Origin of the sequence: Cycloclasticus zancles 78-ME, from assembly GCF_000442595.1 — a bacterium.
Lineage (GTDB): Bacteria > Pseudomonadota > Gammaproteobacteria > Methylococcales > Cycloclasticaceae > Cycloclasticus > Cycloclasticus pugetii.
In genome coordinates this window covers 1,415,326-1,433,560 of sequence record NC_021917.1, presented here as the reverse complement: position 1 = coordinate 1,433,560, position 18,235 = coordinate 1,415,326, and the positions used below count along the sequence as shown (strand labels likewise).

The following is an 18,235-nucleotide window of genomic DNA, read 5'->3' as shown; positions in this document are numbered from 1 at the left end:
CCTACTTTTGCAACAGGTTCCTCTGACATAGCCATTTATAACCTGTTCGTATGGTAAGTAAATAAAATAATGCAATAGCAATGAAAACCAGCGAGTACAGTAAACAGTAACTAATGGTTGTTTCGTTTTTTTTGAGACCAACGAGTCGAGTTATAGCCGTTCTCAGTTGGTTGTTTAGACTATTCATTGCTATTTCCGTCGTTATATTTTGGGGGCTGGTTTAAAACAGACTTCAAAAGAGGGTAAAAGAGAAGGGCTCCTGTACGACTTACGTGGTTATCGTCAGTATACAGCGGTTTATATGCGTCATACATTTTGCAGCGTTCTGTAGGGCAAAAAATATTAATCGGGTCAATGATCTCCACAAGTGGTAATTTATTTAGTGCCTTGTGTAGGTATAGCCTTTTCTTAATAAATTCCGTCCGGGGTACATCTTTTCTTTCACGCCAGCTATTAATAAACAGATTAAGTTTAGGTGGCGGTTCTATAATGATGGTTCGTATTTTTAGAGCGTTAAAAAAATTCACAGTACGGCGTAACGCCTTTAGTAAAACCTTTGAGCTATCAGCAGCGTTTTCGCTACGCATATCTTGATCGGACAGAAAATGGGTCTCATTTAAAAGGCGACCATTTTTGAACGCCCCTTTTTCATATATAGGCCATCTCGCTGTCAAAAAGACAGCTTCAATAAGCTCTTTGTTGTTGGTTACAAATGTTTTAACATTGTCGGCATAAACTCCGGAACAATTTGATGCAGTACCAATTCCATCAAGCCTGAAGATACCAAATAATGGCGGGCAACCATCGATAGAAGCTATGATACCTCTCCATTTTTCATCAAGCGCCAGCTTGTGAAAAGCTGGATACATAGCGGCGGCATGAGAATCCCCAAATAGAAGAAATATACGATTGGATTTAATGTCACCGAAGCTGCAATTTTCACTGCTCTTTATGGTTTCTTCGTCTTTAAAGCAGTCTTTATTCATTGGGGTAGGTTTAATGCCTTGATCTATGGCTCTGAAGAAAATGAACAATAAGATTATTATTGCTATAGCACCTAAAGAGCCCAAAGCAATTAAACCTGATTTGATGTGAAGAGTTTCTTTTAATCGTTGGTTCGTTCTAAACGGTTGTTCAACGAAACGATAGCTTAGTGCAGATAAAACAAAGGTTAAGGTAAGTGCCGATAATTTTGTTGTTATAGTCAATTCGCCAAAAATAACATTCTTCAGTAGAGCAATGATGGGCCAATGCCAAAGATAAAGTGAAAAAGAAATCAAACCAATGTATCTAATAAGACCTATAGATAAAAAAGCGGCGATTAGAGTCTTGTCACCTTTACCAGAATGTATGATCAACATTGCGCCTACAACGGGGTATAAGGCATTTATGCCTGGAAATAGGCTCTTGTAGCTTAACAAGGTAGCTCCAAGGGCGATTATCAGTAAGCCCATTAGAGCGGCTGAATTTTTTAGGTAAATATTATGAAGATTGAATCTACTAGGAATGAAGGCAAGTGTTGTCCCAGCTAATAATTCCCAAAATCGTGTAGCAGGAAGGAAAAAGTTGGCTGATGGGTGCTGCGCTGCAAGTGGTGAAACACCCAAAGCAAAAGAGCTGGCAAGTAAAATTAAGACGATAAATAATATGCTATTGTTTTTTAAATTAACCGTTAAAAACATGAAAACAGGGAACAAAAGGTAAAATTGTTCTTCAATACCTAAAGACCAAGTGTGTAACAGTGGTTTTAGGTCAGACACGGTAGAAAAGTAATCGACATGCTGCCAGAAGAATATATTTGATGTGAATGTAGCTACACTCACTATACTGGCTAATAATTCTTTTAGTTCATTTACGGGTAAAATGTAAAGTGAGATGATTAAGGTCGTTAACGTCGTTACAAAAAGAGCGGGAATGATTCTGCGTATACGTTTTACATAAAAGCGAGTGAATGTGAATTTGTCAGCACGGATATCCTGCTGAATGGTTTTAGTAATGAGAAAACCAGAGATCACAAAGAAAACATCTACACCAATAAAACCGCCGGAAAAAAGGCTAAAATCCAAGTGGTAAAAAATAACGATAAGAACGGCTATTGCCCTAAGGCCATCAATATCGCGCCGATAATTTATTTCCGGCATGGGCTGGAGAAACTATTGATAGAAGCAAATTTGCTGACCATAACTATCCGTGTTATTTGGCTTTAGGCGCTACAAAGGTGAAAAAATATAGCAGTCTTCGATTATAAAACTCGTTGTATTCTATATTTAAAACATAAAATTCTTTATACTGCAAGGAAGGGCAAGCTCACGCTCACGCTTGCCAATATAGTTTGGTGTAGGCTATTTGGCCTTATACTCGATAAGAAAATTTTTCTAGTGGCTGCTTGTTGCATGAAGAATCTAGATTTTACTGATTTCAAGGAGGAGATGTTTGATGCGTAAGAAAATCTTAGTGACAGGTGGCGCTGGTTTTATTGGGTCCCACTTGTGTGAGAAATTGTTGGAATTGGGACATGATGTTCTATGTGTGGATAATTACTTTACAGGCAATAAAGATAATATTAGGCATTTAATGGGGAATACATCATTCGAATTAATGCGTCATGATGTTACGTTCCCACTGTATGTTGAAGCAGATGAAATCTATAATTTTGCATGCCCTGCATCACCAGTCTATTACCAAAAAGACCCAGTACAAACGACAAAGACGTCGGTCCACGGGGCCATCAACATGCTTGGTTTAGCGAAACGTTTGAATGCTAAAATTTTGCAAGCATCTACTTCTGAAGTGTATGGTGACCCTGAAGTTCACCCTCAAACTGAAGCTTACTGGGGGAAAGTAAACCCCATTGGCATTAGAAGCTGTTATGACGAAGGAAAAAGGTGTGCCGAAACACTCTTTTTTGATTATTACAGGCAGCATCAGTTAGATGTAAAGGTGATTAGAATTTTTAATACCTATGGACCTAAGATGCAACCGGATGATGGAAGAGTGGTTAGCAACTTTATAGTTCAGGCCTTAACGAATAAAGAACTAACAATGTATGGTGATGGGCAGCAAACACGGTCTTTTTGCTTCGTGAGCGACTTAGTTGAAGGCATTGTTCGAATGATGGATTCTCCAAAGGGTTTTACTGGCCCCGTTAATCTCGGCAATCCCACTGAATTTACAATGTTGGAATTAGCAGAGATGGTTCTTAAGTTAACGGGGTCGAAATCAAAGATAGTTTTTAAACCTCTCCCAGCCGATGATCCACGACAAAGAAAGCCTGATATAAGTCTAGCAAAACAAAATTTAAGCTGGCAACCAGGCGTTAACTTGGAAGATGGTTTGAAACAAACTATTAGTTATTTTAGGTCAACAATTTAAGATTTTCGGTAAAAGAAATACTTATAAGATCTGGGATTTTTAAAGCGATTGTTTCGTGAAGTTAAGAAATTTAAATAATTTAAGAAAATAATGGACAGACCTATATTGAGTGTTGTTATTGCAGGGTCTCGTGCTATGGGCCCGGCAGATAAGTTTTTAGATCAAATAAAGCTTAATCAGCATAAAGTGGAATACATTCTTGTTACAGCAAATCAAAACTTAAACGTGTCTCCATTTGAAAATGCAGGTGCGAAAGTATTGATTGAAGCGGAAGGGACAATGGTGCCCCATCTCCGAGCAGTGGGTTTTAAATATGCGACTTCTGAACTTGTTGCTATGACAGAAGACTTTTGTCTACCATCAGATAATTGGGTCGAATCCATTATTAATGCGCACAAAAAAAATCATGCTATTGCTATTGGAGGCCCGGTTAAAAGGCAGAGCGGAACGGCAGGCGAGTGGGCGCTATCATTTTGTGAATACGCGAGATTTATGCCTTCGAACAATTTGAATGTTAAAGATTTACCAGCGGTTAATATTTCATTTAAAAAAACAAAAGTAACAGAAGCCTATGGAGGTGTTCCAGACGAAATTGAAGAGTTTAAAATGCTACCTTTTTTGGTAGATCATGGTGCTTCTTTGGTATGGGATGAAAGAATATATATTTATGATGTAAATGACCAACCAATGAGACGATCGTTGCCCTCTTTCTTCTTTCATGGGCGTTACTTTGGAGGCATGCGTGTTAAGGGAAGTGGCTTTACCACAAAATTAATACGCGCATTTTTGTCACCTTGTATTCCATTTATGCAAGTTTTACGGGTAGGGAAACATGCTTTAAGCGCAGGGTATTTAAAATATTTTTTGAGATCATTTGTTTTTATTTTTTTATTGTCTACTTACTGGGCTTTAGGAGAAGGGATCGGTTCAATAATGGGTGAAGGAAATAGTAAAAAACACTGGGTTTAGAGATTATTTTGAGCAATTTTGAAGCGTTGGTATGTCAACTTAACGGTGAGAAAGATAACAATAAAAATTAGATTGTCGGTATAGCTTTTTCGATTTATACACTTACTTTTATTTGGGTCGGTTATTGAAAGAGGTTTTAATTGAATAGTTATAGAGTGAATGTTTGAAAACTAAAGTAATGAGAAAAAATATATATAAACTTTCTGTGGTGATAGTTAACTATAGGACTCCTCAACTGACGATAGACTGTCTAATATCCTTAATACCCGAGTTAGAAGGTGTAGATGCAAAAATTGTTGTTGTTGACAATGCATCGAATGATGGATCGTGTAAAAAAATCCAAAATTGGATAGATCAAGAATCAGTCTCTGAGCTAATAGATTTACTCTCATCTCCTGATAACACGGGCTTCTCTGGAGGGAATAACCTTGGTATAAAGCATGTGGAAGCAGAATATTTTCTATTATTAAATAGTGATACCTTGGTTCGAAAAAATGCTATAGCAACCTTATTGGGTGTGGCGGATAAAGATGAATCTGCAGGTTTGATTAGCCCGCGACTAGAATGGCCAGACACTACTCCGCAAGAGAGTTGCTTTAAATTCCATACAGCAATGAGCGAACTGATCTCGTCTGCTTCTACAGGCGCGATAACTAAATTGTTGCAGTCTTTTGTAGTTGCGCAAACCATCCGTAACGAAAAGAATTATTATGACTGGGCAAGTTTTGCCTGCATTTTAATTAAGGCGGAAGTTTTTCATGACATAGGTTTATTAGACGATGGTTATTTTATGTATTACGAAGATGTGGATTTTTGTTTCAGGGCAAAAAAAAAGGGCTGGAAAATACTGAATACCCCAAGTGCTAAGGTCGTCCACCTAAGGGGAGGAAGTTCTCCCGTTAAGTCGCAGGCTAAGCTTCGTAAGCGATTGCCCCGTTATTATTATGAGTCCAGAACGCGATGTTTTTATCGGTTGTATGGCTTTTTAGGCTTATTAACCGCAAACATACTGTGGACTTTTGGCTGGTTTGTTTCTTCATTTAGAGGCTTGCTTTCTTCTTCCTACTGCCCGAATGTCTCACAGTTTCAGTGGTGTGATATTTGGACTAATTTCTTTTCACCTGAAAGAGCATTTATTCATCCAGATAATTATGACAAAACCTGATTTTATTATTATTGGCGCTATGAAGAGTGCAACGAGCACGCTACATTCTCAGCTTGCGTTGCAGCAGGGCATCTTTATGATGACACCTAAAGAACCAAATTATTTTAGTGATAATTCTGAATACGGGAGGGGAGAGGATTGGTACAGTAGCCTGTTCACTGACGCAAAACCTCATGACATATGTGGTGAGTCAAGTACCCATTACACTAAGTTACCAGATTACCCGCTTACAATTGAGCGTATGGCTAAGTGCGTTGAAAGCCCCAAACTTATTTATGTGATGCGCCACCCAATTGATAGATTAGTGTCGCACTATATCCACCTGTGGTCACAAAATATTATTAAATGCGACATTAATCAAGCAATTGAAAAATATGATGAGCTAACAGAGTACAGCTGTTACGCGAAGCAGTTAGCGCCTTATTTTAAACAATTTGGCAATGCTAATGTATTACCAATATTTACCGAAGCTATTCGTTGTTATCCACAAAAGCAGCTAGAAAAAGTGGCCAACTTTATTGGCTATGAAAACGAGGTTCTTTGGCATACTGAAGAAGTATCTCAGAATGTTTCTAAAAATAGAATACGAGAATTTCCTGGCTACAACTTCTTAATTAACTCTAAACTGATGACTCAATTGAGGCGGAGTTTAGTGCCAGAAAATTTACGGAACAAAGTGAAAAGTAAACTGAGTATGCAAAAAAGGCCTGAAATTGATAATGCACATCTTGAAGATTTAACTATACTCTTTGATAAAGATATGGCTGAGCTAACAGATTGGCTTGGAGTGCAGTTGACCTGCAGTACTTATCGTGAGTCTGTTATAAATTATTAATAACATAAACTATATTAGTTATTTTCATATGGGGTTCTGGGGACATTCCGTCATAATGTAACACTTATCGCTACAGCCTAGGTATCATAAGTCCTACAGAGGCACATTAACCTTCAAAATCGCTGTAATATTCAATTCATAGTAGTATTTCAGGTTTTGCGAGAAGCCCATGTCTTATAAAGAACGCCTAACCATACTCCACGAATCAGAAATTAACGATTTATATGGTGTTCCCAGCCTGTCACTTGAAGAAAAACGTGTCAGTTTTGCGCTGAATGACCTAGAGCAGGACGTCATTAAATCCATCAGGGATCGTAATCATAAATGCTATGCCATCGTTCTTCTGGGCTATTTTAAAATCAAGCCCATTCAACTTAACCTGACTTACAAGGTGCTACAGGCAGACTTGGCTTTTATTGCTGATGAGTATTTCTCCAAGTTTAAAGCCCCGCGTTTCAGTGTTAGCCGTATGCAAAAAACGCGCATCTACGACAAGATTCTCAACCTGCAAGGCTTCAAAAAATGGGATGCGGAACAGCATCAAAAACCTCTCATTACCTACTTACAACAAGTTGCTAAATCCTGGATTGAACCACGTTTTTTATTTGATTCCTGCACTGAATACCTTGCCCGAAATCATATCGCTATCCCTAGATATAGCGTACTCCAGCGAATTATCAGTCAGGTCATAAAGCAGGAACGTAAGCGTATTTCAGACACATTAAAAATAACGATATCAGATGAATTGACTGCTAACCTAGCCGATTTGGTTGATGGAGAAAGCCCACTAACGATCAAAGAACTGAAACAGGCAGCGAAAAGTTTTAATGGCTCTGAATTAGAAAAAGAATTGAACGTCAACAAGCTCATTCAGCCCTGGATGAATGAAGTGAATCAGGTGGTACCTGCTCTGTCACTATCGCAACAAAACCAACTGCATTATGCGACGATGGTTGATTACTACTCTATTACCAAACTTAAACGCTTCGACCGAGGCACACAGCAGCTGTATTTACTTTGTTACCTTCAAGAGCGGGCACAAATCAATATTGAGCGATTAGCCGATGGTTTTATCTATCATCTTCGCAAACTGCGTGAAAAAGCCAAGACATACGCCAAAGAAATGGCCTATAAAGATTGGGAAGGCGCTGCGGCGAATGTCAGCAAAGCCGCTGAGCTACTATACTTTTTTATTGATGCTACCATTGATGATCAAGTGTCATTTAAACAAATAAAACAACGGGTAAAAAGCTTACTTGGAGAGCGAGAAATAGAATCACTGTGCTTGTATCTGAAAAAGCAAAAGCGCACAAAAGATGATTATATCTGGGAGTACTATGATCAACATGAGAATCTGATTGAGCAGTTGATACGCCCCCTTTTTTTATGCCTGACATTTGAAGGATCAGACAATACACAGGCTTTAGCTGCACAGCTTGGGGCAATGCAGAGCGAGTGGTTAGAGTCTGGTGAATTAGCGTCGTCAGATCGACGATTAATTCCAACTAAACATCAATTATATGTGATAGATACGGATAATAACGTAATTTTTAAACGTTACGAGATGCTACTGTATTTATCCGCTCAAACTAAATTGAACGGTCAGCTCTTTATACCGACAGCCATTAAATATCGGGCATTACACGATGATCTTGTTGGTGATATTCCTTGGGAAGAGAAAGACAAATTGCTCAAAGACTCCCTGTTAGATAGCATGAATACTGAGTCTGCCCAGCTTATCAAATCAATGGAACAGGCGATGCGTGATAAGTTACAGCGAGTCAGTCAACGTATTGATGAGGGTGATAATCGAAACGTAATATTACGCAATCGCTCCGGAAAAACTCAATGGCGGTTGCCGTATTCAGGCACAAAAACGGCATTAAACAATCCATTTTTTGATCGCATGAAGTCGATCAATGTTGCTGATGTGCTGCGCTTTGTTCATCAGGAAACAGGCTTTCTAAAGCACTTTGAGCATGTTCGGCAAGTGCGGTCAGGGCAAAACAATCATTTGAATGATTTACTGGCAGCCATCATTGGTAATGGAACCTATTACGGTTTACATGGCATGGCCAGCATATCTGATCGCTCATACGATCATTTACGCACAGTACAAGCCAATTATTTGCGTCCTGAAACGCTAAACCTCGGCAATGATGCCATTAACGATGCGACAGCAAAGTTAGCTATTTTTAGGCATTACAATATTCAAGAAGGACTCATTCATGCCAGTGCCGATGGGCAAAAATTCGAATCCCGGTTAGAGACGTTTAAAACCCGATATTCATCGAAATATTTTGGTACGAACAAAGGCCTGACATCGATGAACCTGATTGCCAATCATGTCGCTTTGAATGCTAGGATTATTGGTTCTAACGAGCATGAATCACATTTTATTTTGGACTTACTTCATAACAACACTTCAGAAATTAAACCGGATATATTATCAACGGACACACATGGGGTTAATCATGTGAACTTCGCCCTGCTGGACTTGTTTGGCTATACCTTTGCTCCGCGCTATGCACAGTTTGGAACGGTGATATCTGATCTATTTAATGTCAATGAAGGAAAAGATAATAAGGTGACACTTTCATTGAAAAAGCCTATCAATACAGCACTGATCATCGATGAATGGGATACAATTCAACGCATTGTGATCTCGCTACAGCAGAAGACGATCACACAGGCAACACTCGTTAGAAAGCTATCTGGTTACAGTCAAAACCATCCTTTATTGAAAGCTCTGACGGAGTATAATCGCATGCTCAAGGCTATGTATTTATTGGACTATATTGATGATGCTAGTTTAAGAACTTATGTGCAGCGAGCCTTGAATCGCGGGGAAGCTTATCATCAACTACGCCGCGCCATTGCGCATGTGAATGGTAATCGTTTCCGAGGGAAGTCAGACGACGAAATTGTTTTGTGGAATGAATGTGCCAGGCTATTAACCAACGCCATTATCTATTTTAATTCACTCATACTGACGCGATTGCTTGAGCATTTTGAGGCCGAAGGAGATGATAAGAAGTCCGAAATTATCAAGCAGGTTTCCCCAGTGGCCTGGCACAACATCAATTTGAACGGAACTTATAGCTTTAGCTTTGAAAAAAACCCACTTGATTTAGATGAGATTATGCAATCAATCGTGCAAAATGATAATTAAGGTTCCTCTGTAGCCCCTATAATACATAGGATGTAGCGATAAGTGTTACATTAGGACGGAATGTCCCCAGAACCCCTAACTGCTTACGATGGATTACTGGACGCCCAAGTTGCTGTGTAAGTAGATTTGAAATAAAACCAATATTACTTTTTAGCCCAATAACCGTAATATTATCAGGATGAGTAATATCTACAGGTTTTACATTCGACAACGTTGAGAATGCGTCAACATCATGAATAACTGTAATCTGGTGACCTAGTTTCGCAATAGCTGTTGCTAGTCGCTGTATACCAATTGCGTCACCTCCAAAACTATAAGGAGGATAAAAGGTGGTTAACATAGCAATTTTGAGTTTTTTCATAATGATGACGCGCTATTTTTATTCTTTATACATAAAGTATATTTTTAAAAGCTGTTCGATTTTTCACGTAACAATATAAGTGATTTGAATAATTCCCGAACTTGAGTACGCATGGTAGCCCAGAGCACAATACAATAAGTGGAGAGCCCAACTAATACTGAACTAGCAAGTAAGGTGAATGTGGAAAAATTTGCTCCCATCAATTGTTGCCAAGCAACTGTTATAAAAGTCATTATGATCGCATTAATTAAAGGTAGAACTAATACCTTTAAGTACTGAAGCAGACTTCTATCAGCATAATTACTTACAATAATAAAACGAAATGGCCACATAATATAATATCGAGCAGCAAATGCGATAGCAACACCCATAATCCCATAATCAACGAACGTTATTATCAATAATATACCAAGTAATGCCTCAGCAAATGATAAGTAAAAAAGCGCACTAACTTTTCCTAAGGCCAAACAATACGCTTGCTGTATTCTTTCTATTGATAAGTATATACCCACAAAACAAAGAATTTTGTGGGCAGTTATAGCGCCTACCCATTCATCACCAAAAAGAAGTTCGACCAATGGTGCACTAACCACTACCATACCTAGAAAGCTAGGGAAGCTTACTAGAGCCGAAATTTTGGTTATCTTAGCCAATAAATCACCTGCCGCCTCGCTAGCCCTATCTAAATGAGCAAATGCTGGCTGTGCAACATACTGGATAGGTGTAATTAAAAGAAAAGACAGTACCTCAACAATGCGCCATGCAATAGTAAATTGACCAAGCATGCCAGGTCCAAGGTAGGCACCGATGACAACCATCGGTGTATTTATAGATATTAATTCAGTAATTCTAAGGCCCACTATTTGGCCACTAAAGCTGAGAACATCGTGGAAATGTTTCTTTTTAGCTCGCCACTTTGGGGTCCAGGGGTTTGCTGTCCAAACGAGGGCATTATTAACGAATACTTTCACAACGTGTTGTACAATAAAACACCATACACCGTAATCCATAAACGCTAAAATCACGCCTACTATACCTCCTGTAACAATACCTACAGTTGCCCTAACTGCCAGAACACGAAACTCTAGTTTACGCTTAAGAAGAGCAACAGGAACACCAGATAATCCAATAAACAAAACAGTTGGAGACGCCCAAGTCAAATAATCAGCAACCCTTGGTTCTGAATATATTTGAGCAATTTGTTCTGCCAAAAGAATTAATAAGGCCACTAAAACAACTGAAAGCAAAGCGAGTAAATAGAAAATCGCATCAAGATGACCATCTTCTAAATTTTTCTGCTGTACAATGGTTTCTGTGAGAGTTTGTCGAACAAGAAATTCAGAAAAAACTACGAACACCATAGCCATCGTCGCTAAGCCAAAGGCTTCAGCCCCAAGTATTCGAGCCAAAAGAATAAATACCAAGAAGTTAATTATTTGCTCAGACCAGTTTCCGGCAAACATCCACGTTACCCCGACCAACAGACGCTGTTTTATACTCACAAAAGTTCTACTATGCATTGTTGATCAATCAAAACAATATAGTCCAATAGTTGACTGTACTCCCTCACTATTATTATTTTCCATTAAATACCGGTAGATTTTTCACGTAGGCACATTTGTCATGCTATTTAAAAATATTTAAATGCTAATGTATATTTCTAGTTTACGCAGTGCCAATTAATTACTTCCTTTATAATTACCTAACGTATCCTATTTTCCAAAAAAACTTCTTAGACCTTAAAGTAGTGGTTCCTTAACTTATGAGATAATAGTCTATTCTTGTTCGTAATAAACTCGAAAAATTAAACACCCCCCCGAGTTCCGAAAAAAAGAACAAGCTCTAATAAAATGCTTTTCTAACCATCCATTAAGTTATATTCACTAGCAGATGCCCGCCTTATTAATCAAACAATGACTGTCAATATCATTCATAACAAAGACAATAGTACAAGTTGCACGTAAGAATACAAACCTACAATAATTTTTTAAACTTTAGGTTTATAGTATCTAGTGCGTACGTGATTGAGCGAAGGAACATCTCTATTACTATACAAGATTATCTTAGAACCTAGCTTATTGAATTTACCTTATGTTTGCTTTTTGACTTTCTATGTTAAAAACCTTGAAAGTTTCATTATCAAAAACTAAGAACAGTTCGCTATCGTGATGAGTTAAAACCCAATCAACTTCTTTAGTATTTTGTGGTTTCTGTAAAGATGGAGAAGTAACTAAGTATTTAGCCTGAATAGCTCGCAAATATTTCATAAACTCTTCTGGTTTATGCCCTGGATAAGTAGATGCCTGGCGCTGTGTAAAAAAAGCGATTACTCTTGGTTGCATAGCGACGATAACATCAGTGGCCTGTGTATGCTCAGAGATAAATGAAAAAAGTTCGTCAAGCTTAACATCATACGTAGGTTGGCTAACAAAGTTTGATTCTTTCTCTAAGAAACCTGCTATGTTAATGTACGTAATAAGTAGTAACCCAACCAATGATAATTTTAATGTATGGTTACAAAGTGATGCTAGTTTCAAGAAACCAGTGAACAAATACATAATATAAAACGGTAGAATCGGCATTAAATATCTAAATCCATCATAACCGGCAAAAAGTAATAATGCGCAAAGGTAACCTACAAAATATATTTCTATAAACCTGATTTTTTGAAAAAGCGCTTTCAAATATCCTGTCAGCACACAAATATTAACAATTAAATAAAAATATCCACTGTAGGGTAGGAACCTAATTTGCAGAATGTGGTAAAGGCTCCAAAAATACTTTACCCCTTGTTTAAAAATATTCTCAAAGGATAAGTTTACGTAACTAAATGTTGTTGGTGAAGCCGACCCAGAATCAACAAGCAAATCAAGTTGTTGATTCAATTCTACGGGTATTGGAACAAGTCCTAAACTTAACTTTTGCACGATAACTAACAATACAAAAATAATCATTGCGAGAATCGAATATATCGTTACTTTTCTATAATGCCATAACTCATAAGTTATAAGAACTAGAGGCAAAATTAGCGCTATTTCTCGAATACCGTATGATAAATACATTGTCACACCAAGCAATGCCGCATAAGCATAACTCTGCTTTAAATCGCTTATCTGCATTAAAAACAAGGCTAATAATGAAAAACAAACAAACGGGAACTCGGATAATATTTGATCTTTAAAGTCCCAGAATTCCGGGTTGAAGCCTAAGTAAAGAATGATAAAAATAATTGTAATCGTAGAAGCATATTGCTTTAGGTTAGCTTTTAAAATGCTCAAGGCACTTATGAAAAAACTAATAAGCGCTACCTTTATCGCTATAAAATTAAGGCCAAATAAAACGTAAATAACAGACAAAATTAATGGGAAAATTGGTGGGTAGGCTATTGGGCCAACAGAAGCAACAGCATTAGAAATATAGAGAGGGTTTATATAAGGTTTTCCTTCAACTAAGTTAATGGCATGTTGAATATATTGAAGGTCATCACCAACCCAGTAATGTCCAGCACGTAAGGTTAATACATAAAATATGGTAATAACAACAAGAGTAATTCTAAATAACCATATATCACTTATACTACGACTTAGTGTTTTTTTTAAGGTACATAATAATCGACTGCTTAAATTTAAATTAATCTGCATTGAGTTCCATCCTTCCTAGAGAAAAGGTCTTTTTTGAAGGTATTATTAAAATATCGTAAATCAATAGTAACCTGATATGATTTTTTTTAACTAGAATTAAACTTGCGATAAAATCGATTGGAGTGTTTTGCATGAACTTTTACAATACGTTCTAATACTTAAATAGAATAAAATGGATTAAAATCAAGGGATATTTCAATATGCGTAAAAAAGTATTGGTGACTGGTGGCGCAGGTTTTGTTGGTTCTCACTTATGCGAGAAACTATTAAATCTTGGACACGATGTACTCTGTGTTGATAATTATTACACAGGTAGTAAAGAAAACATTAAGCACCTTATGAACGATAACTCTTTTGAATTGTTAAGGCATGATGTGACTTTCCCCCTATATATTGAAGCAGATGAAATCTATAATTTTGCATGTCCTGCTTCACCACTTTATTATCAAAAAGACCCGGTTCAAACTACGAAAACATCAGTGCATGGCGCCATCAATATGCTAGGTTTAGCTAAACGATTAAATGCTAAAATTTTGCAAGCATCTACCTCCGAAGTATATGGTGACCCTGAGGTTCATCCTCAAACTGAAGATTACTGGGGAAAAGTCAACCCTGTTGGCATTAGAAGCTGTTATGACGAAGGTAAACGATGTGCTGAAACGCTATTCTTTGACTACTTTAGACAGCATAAACTTGATATAAAGGTTATAAGGATTTTTAATACTTACGGACCTAAAATGCAACCTGATGATGGCAGAGTTGTCAGTAATTTTATAATCCAAGCACTTGGCAACAAAGACATTACGATTTATGGTGATGGGGAGCAGACACGATCTTTTTGCTACGTAAGCGACTTAGTTGATGGCATTGTCCGTATGATGAATTCCCCTCAGGGTTTTACAGGTCCAATTAACCTTGGTAATCCGACTGAATATACCATGCTGGAATTAGCTGAAACTATTCTTAAATTAACTAACTCGAAATCAAATATCGTTTTCAGGCCTCTACCATCTGATGACCCTCGGCAAAGAAAACCCAGTATAGACTTGGCAAAACAAAATTTAGACTGGCAACCAAGCGTTAACCTAGAAGAAGGTTTAAAAGAAACTATAAAATATTTCAAAGCGCTATAAATCATCTCTTACACCCACGAGTTGCTTAATATACCTTTCATAATTGAAGTAAGAGTTTACATATGCAGCGATTCACATATAAGTTACTGAATTTATTCAGTATGTCTTACTCTCAAGAATGATGTGGATAATGAGTAATTAATTTTCTCTTGCATATAGCAGTTCTCCTATTAACAAGAGATTGGTATTTAAAATTTACAGATAATGAGTGAAAATATATATAAACTTTCTGTTGTGATAGTCAACTACAAAACCCCACTATTAACTATAGACTGCCTGGCCTCCTTGCTGCCAGAATTAGAACATATTAATGCAAAAGTTGTTATTGTTGATAATGCATCTAATGACGGTTCATACGAAAAAATACACCAATGGGTAAAACTACATGATAACTTTGGGCGTATAGATATGATACGTTCATCTGATAACACTGGGTTTTCTGGGGGAAACAACCTTGGCATTAATCACGTCGAAGCTGAGTATTATTTGTTACTAAATAGTGATACGCTTGTTCGAAAAGGCGCAATAAGAATTCTACTAGAATCGGCGAATAAAGATAAATCTGTCGGTCTAGTTGGCCCTCGACTTGAGTGGCCAGATTCTACCCCCCAAGAAAGTTGTTTTAAATTTCACACAGCAATAAGTGAGTTAATAATATCTGCTACCACATCGATGGTGACTAAATTACTACAATCATTTGTAGTTGCTCAAGCCCCCCAAAAAGAGCTGGAATATTATGATTGGGAAAGCTTCGCATGTATTCTCATTAAAAAAGAAGTTTTTAAAAGCGTAGGTTTATTAGATGAAGGTTACTTTATGTATTATGAGGATGTGGATTTTTGCTTTCGTGCAAAAGAAGTTGGCTGGAAAATACTGAATGTTCCCGACTCTAGGGTAGTACATCTAAGGGGTGGAAGTTCACCAGTTAAGTCTCAATCTAGGCTCAAGAAGCGCTTACCTCGTTATTACTATGAATCTAGAACAAGGTATTTTTATAAAAGGTTCGGTTTTTTTGGACTTATGATGGCCAATATATTCTGGAATTTAGGTAATAGTATTGCCATTTTACGTTCTTTTTTTTCATCATCATTTCACACTAAGGCATCGGCCTATCAGTGGCGAGATATTTGGATAAATTTTCTAGACCCACTTAAGCCTTACGTTCACCCAAATAGTTATGACTAAACCAGACTTTATTATTATTGGCGCCATGAAAAGTGCAACCAGTACCTTACATACTCAATTATCATTACAACCCGACATTTTTATGTCAACACCAAAAGAACCTAACTTCTTTAGTGATGATGATGTATATAAAAGAGGTGCTAGGTGGTATATGTCTCTGTTTTCTTTGACTCCTAAAGGGCATTTATGTGGCGAATCAAGTACACATTACACTAAGCTGCCAGATTATCCATTAACAATTGGACGCATGTCTAAACTATTAAAAGAAACTAAATTCATCTATATAATGCGCCATCCAATAGATAGATTAGTGTCACATTACATTCATCAATGGTCACAAAATATTATCAAATGTGATATTAATGAAGCGATAAATAAGCACCCCGAATTGATTAACTACAGTAAATATTCAATGCAGCTTCAACCTTATTTTGATGAGTTTGGTATAAATAATGTTCTACCTCTTTTTGCTGAAAAGTTTAAAAAATCACCCCAAAAGCAACTAGATCTAATTAGTAACTTTATTGATTATCATGATGTCATGCATTGGAACTTTAATTTAAAACAACAAAATATTTCAAAAGAGCGTATTCGACATTTCCGAGGCTATAAGTTTTTTGTAGACTCTAATGTAATGGTTTTTTTAAGGCGGCGGCTAATACCTCAGTTTTTTCGTACTAGAATAAAAAAGAAATTAACAATAAAAAATAGGCCCACTATTAATGAGATACAATTGAAAAGATTGACTGAAATATTTAATGAGGATCTCAAGCAGTTAGGCACTTGGTTAGGAGTTGATTTAAGTTGTGAAAATTATAAGGAAAAAATCATCAACAATGACCTCATGTGGGGTGGTATTAAGCAGGCAAAGAATTAATGATTTCTGCGGACAAAGCTGATTGGCAGCGAGAAACGCCTCGTTTTTTTTGGGATCCTAGTAGAAAGTTATTATCCTCGATCAGAGGCTATCAAAGTTCTAAGAATAAACAGAACTTATACACTTATTTTCATTCTAAGCTAATTGTACTAAGGTATCGATTTTGGTCCATTATCACTGGAGCAGAAATTCCTATTAATGGGAACTTGGGTGGAGGACTTTTAATCCCACACCCAAATGGAATTGTTATTCACCCTGACGCTTATATTCGCGTAAATTGCCTGATTCATCAACAAGTAACTATTGGTGTTAACCGTAAGAGTTATAAACCTTCCACAATAGCTGGCCACGTTGATATCGGTGCTGGTGCAAAAATTATAGGATATATAAACATTGGAGCGCATGCATTGATTGGTGCAAATTCGGTTGTCATAAATGATGTAGAAGCCTATGCAATAGTGGGAGGCATTCCAGCTAAAGTAATCGTCCATACAAATAAAAATGTAAGTAGTAAAAAATTTAGATGATATACCACCTAGCTGAAGATGATGTAGCTGTTATAATTATTGGTCGTAATGAAGGTCAACGCTTAGTTACATGCATTGCTTCCGTATTAGGGTTCACCAAATCTATTGTATATGTCGACTCCGGATCAACTGATGATAGTATTGAAAATGCGAAGTCTTACAATATAGATGTTGTTAAACTTAATTTATTAACACCTTATACTGCAGCAAGAGCTCGCAATGCAGGTGCCGTTTATCTTCTCAATAAAAACCCCAGTATCAAATATTTACAATTTGTTGATGGAGATTGTGAAATTCAAAAAGGGTGGCTGGTTTCAGCTAAGACCTTCTTAGATGAAAATCCGGATTACGCTGTAATATGCGGTCGAAGGCGTGAGAGACACCCCGAACATTCAATATATAACACTTTATGTGATATAGAATGGAACTCACCGATTGGTGATACCACCTCTTGTGGAGGAGATGCCTTGATTAGAGCAAGTTCTTTTTCTCAAATTAATGGTTTTAATAGCTTTTTAATTGCTGGGGAAGAACCAGAGATGTGTTTTCGTTTACGCCAGAAAGGCTGGAGAATTTATAGGATAAACGAAGAAATGACACTTCATGATGCAAACATGACTCATTTTTCACAATGGTGGAATAGAGCCAAACGAGCAGGATATGCCTATGCTTTATCAGTTGATCTACACGGTAAGTCCGGAGAAAGGTTCAGGGTTAAAGAACTAAGAAGTATCATTGCTTGGGGTGCTTTTTTACCAACTTTAATATTCTGTCTATCATTTTTCCATATCAATGCTATATCCCTAATATCTCTATATCTAGTACAAATAGTTAGATTATTTCTTAAATTAAGAAAATTAACTATGCCCACGCGAGTTAGGTTTTATTATGCACTTTTAACCATGGTTGCAAAATTCCCTCAATTTATGGGGATTACACAGTTTATGATCAATAAAAAATACGGCAACACAGCTAGTTTAATTGAATATAAATAATTA

The 18,235-nt window shown here is 37.1% G+C and carries 14 protein-coding genes; 10 read left to right on the top strand and 4 right to left on the bottom strand.

Annotation, left to right across the window (positions count from 1 at the left end; genetic code table 11):
- Positions 1 to 179: 179 nt before the first annotated feature.
- Complete coding sequence (locus CYCME_RS06940; RefSeq protein WP_020932594.1) at positions 180 to 2,141, bottom strand: acyltransferase family protein; 1,962 nt, start codon at positions 2,139 to 2,141, stop codon at positions 180 to 182.
- Positions 2,142 to 2,436: 295 nt separating this feature from the next.
- Between CYCME_RS06940 and CYCME_RS06935 the strand changes: the two genes are divergently transcribed.
- The 5 genes from CYCME_RS06935 (at position 2,437) to CYCME_RS06915 (ending at position 9,513) form a co-directional block, all read left to right on the top strand.
- A complete protein-coding gene (locus CYCME_RS06935) occupies positions 2,437 to 3,372 on the top strand; it encodes a UDP-glucuronic acid decarboxylase family protein (RefSeq protein ID WP_020932593.1) in 936 nt (311 codons plus the stop codon).
- A 105-nt stretch (positions 3,373 to 3,477) separates the two neighbouring features.
- Positions 3,478 to 4,341, top strand: a complete 864-nt coding sequence (locus CYCME_RS06930) for a hypothetical protein (protein WP_144276108.1) — start codon at positions 3,478 to 3,480, stop codon at positions 4,339 to 4,341.
- A gap of 178 nt (positions 4,342 to 4,519) precedes the next feature.
- Positions 4,520 to 5,506 (top strand): glycosyltransferase family 2 protein, encoded by a 987-nt coding sequence (locus CYCME_RS06925; RefSeq protein ID WP_041932924.1) that lies wholly within the window; start codon positions 4,520 to 4,522, stop codon positions 5,504 to 5,506.
- A complete protein-coding gene (locus tag CYCME_RS06920; RefSeq protein WP_020932590.1) occupies positions 5,493 to 6,341 on the top strand; it encodes a sulfotransferase domain-containing protein in 849 nt (282 codons plus the stop codon). The genes CYCME_RS06925 and CYCME_RS06920 overlap by 14 nt, the downstream gene beginning before the upstream one ends.
- A 169-nt stretch (positions 6,342 to 6,510) precedes the next feature.
- A complete protein-coding gene (locus tag CYCME_RS06915; RefSeq protein ID WP_020932589.1) occupies positions 6,511 to 9,513 on the top strand; it encodes a Tn3 family transposase in 3,003 nt (1,000 codons plus the stop codon).
- A gap of 16 nt (positions 9,514 to 9,529) precedes the next feature.
- Here CYCME_RS06915 and CYCME_RS06910 read toward each other — a convergent pair whose 3' ends face one another.
- The 3 genes from CYCME_RS06910 to CYCME_RS06900 form a co-directional block, all read right to left on the bottom strand.
- Complete coding sequence (locus CYCME_RS06910; RefSeq protein WP_020932588.1) at positions 9,530 to 9,874, bottom strand: hypothetical protein; 345 nt, start codon at positions 9,872 to 9,874, stop codon at positions 9,530 to 9,532.
- A gap of 44 nt (positions 9,875 to 9,918) precedes the next feature.
- Positions 9,919 to 11,376 carry a lipopolysaccharide biosynthesis protein gene (locus CYCME_RS06905; protein WP_189244270.1) on the bottom strand — a complete coding sequence of 486 codons (1,458 nt, stop codon included), beginning with the start codon at positions 11,374 to 11,376 and terminating at the stop codon, positions 9,919 to 9,921.
- A 582-nt stretch (positions 11,377 to 11,958) separates the two neighbouring features.
- Positions 11,959 to 13,515, bottom strand: a complete 1,557-nt coding sequence (locus CYCME_RS06900) for a hypothetical protein (RefSeq protein ID WP_020932586.1) — start codon at positions 13,513 to 13,515, stop codon at positions 11,959 to 11,961.
- A gap of 200 nt (positions 13,516 to 13,715) precedes the next feature.
- Here CYCME_RS06900 and CYCME_RS06895 point away from each other — a divergent pair, with 200 nt between their 5' ends.
- The 5 genes from CYCME_RS06895 (at position 13,716) to CYCME_RS06875 (ending at position 18,232) form a co-directional block, all read left to right on the top strand.
- Entirely contained in the window at positions 13,716 to 14,648 is a 933-nt protein-coding gene (locus tag CYCME_RS06895; protein ID WP_020932585.1) for a UDP-glucuronic acid decarboxylase family protein, read from the top strand.
- A 204-nt stretch (positions 14,649 to 14,852) separates the two neighbouring features.
- Positions 14,853 to 15,833 (top strand): glycosyltransferase family 2 protein, encoded by a 981-nt coding sequence (locus CYCME_RS06890; protein ID WP_020932584.1) that lies wholly within the window; start codon positions 14,853 to 14,855, stop codon positions 15,831 to 15,833.
- Positions 15,826 to 16,710 (top strand): sulfotransferase family protein, encoded by an 885-nt coding sequence (locus CYCME_RS06885; protein WP_020932583.1) that lies wholly within the window; start codon positions 15,826 to 15,828, stop codon positions 16,708 to 16,710. The genes CYCME_RS06890 and CYCME_RS06885 overlap by 8 nt, the downstream gene beginning before the upstream one ends.
- A complete protein-coding gene (locus CYCME_RS06880) occupies positions 16,710 to 17,237 on the top strand; it encodes a serine acetyltransferase (protein WP_020932582.1) in 528 nt (175 codons plus the stop codon). The genes CYCME_RS06885 and CYCME_RS06880 overlap by 1 nt, the downstream gene beginning before the upstream one ends.
- Positions 17,234 to 18,232 (top strand): glycosyltransferase family 2 protein, encoded by a 999-nt coding sequence (locus tag CYCME_RS06875; RefSeq protein ID WP_020932581.1) that lies wholly within the window; start codon positions 17,234 to 17,236, stop codon positions 18,230 to 18,232. Before CYCME_RS06880 ends, CYCME_RS06875 begins: the two co-directional genes overlap by 4 nt.
- Positions 18,233 to 18,235: the final 3 nt, after the last annotated feature.

Bases quoted from the DNA above. Each gene is read 5' to 3' on its own strand.
- CYCME_RS06940 (WP_020932594.1), bottom strand. From the start codon at position 2,141: ATGCCGGAAATAAATTATCGGCGCGATATTGATGGCCTTAGGGCAATA.
- CYCME_RS06935 (WP_020932593.1), top strand. From the start codon at position 2,437: ATGCGTAAGAAAATCTTAGTGACAGGTGGCGCTGGTTTTATTGGGTCC.
- CYCME_RS06925 (WP_041932924.1), top strand. From the start codon at position 4,520: ATGAGAAAAAATATATATAAACTTTCTGTGGTGATAGTTAACTATAGG.
- CYCME_RS06920 (WP_020932590.1), top strand. From the start codon at position 5,493: ATGACAAAACCTGATTTTATTATTATTGGCGCTATGAAGAGTGCAACG.
- CYCME_RS06915 (WP_020932589.1), top strand. From the start codon at position 6,511: ATGTCTTATAAAGAACGCCTAACCATACTCCACGAATCAGAAATTAAC.
- CYCME_RS06910 (WP_020932588.1), bottom strand. From the start codon at position 9,874: ATGAAAAAACTCAAAATTGCTATGTTAACCACCTTTTATCCTCCTTAT.
- CYCME_RS06900 (WP_020932586.1), bottom strand. From the start codon at position 13,515: ATGCAGATTAATTTAAATTTAAGCAGTCGATTATTATGTACCTTAAAA.
- CYCME_RS06895 (WP_020932585.1), top strand. From the start codon at position 13,716: ATGCGTAAAAAAGTATTGGTGACTGGTGGCGCAGGTTTTGTTGGTTCT.
- CYCME_RS06890 (WP_020932584.1), top strand. From the start codon at position 14,853: ATGAGTGAAAATATATATAAACTTTCTGTTGTGATAGTCAACTACAAA.
- CYCME_RS06885 (WP_020932583.1), top strand. From the start codon at position 15,826: ATGACTAAACCAGACTTTATTATTATTGGCGCCATGAAAAGTGCAACC.
- CYCME_RS06880 (WP_020932582.1), top strand. From the start codon at position 16,710: ATGATTTCTGCGGACAAAGCTGATTGGCAGCGAGAAACGCCTCGTTTT.
- CYCME_RS06875 (WP_020932581.1), top strand. From the start codon at position 17,234: ATGATATACCACCTAGCTGAAGATGATGTAGCTGTTATAATTATTGGT.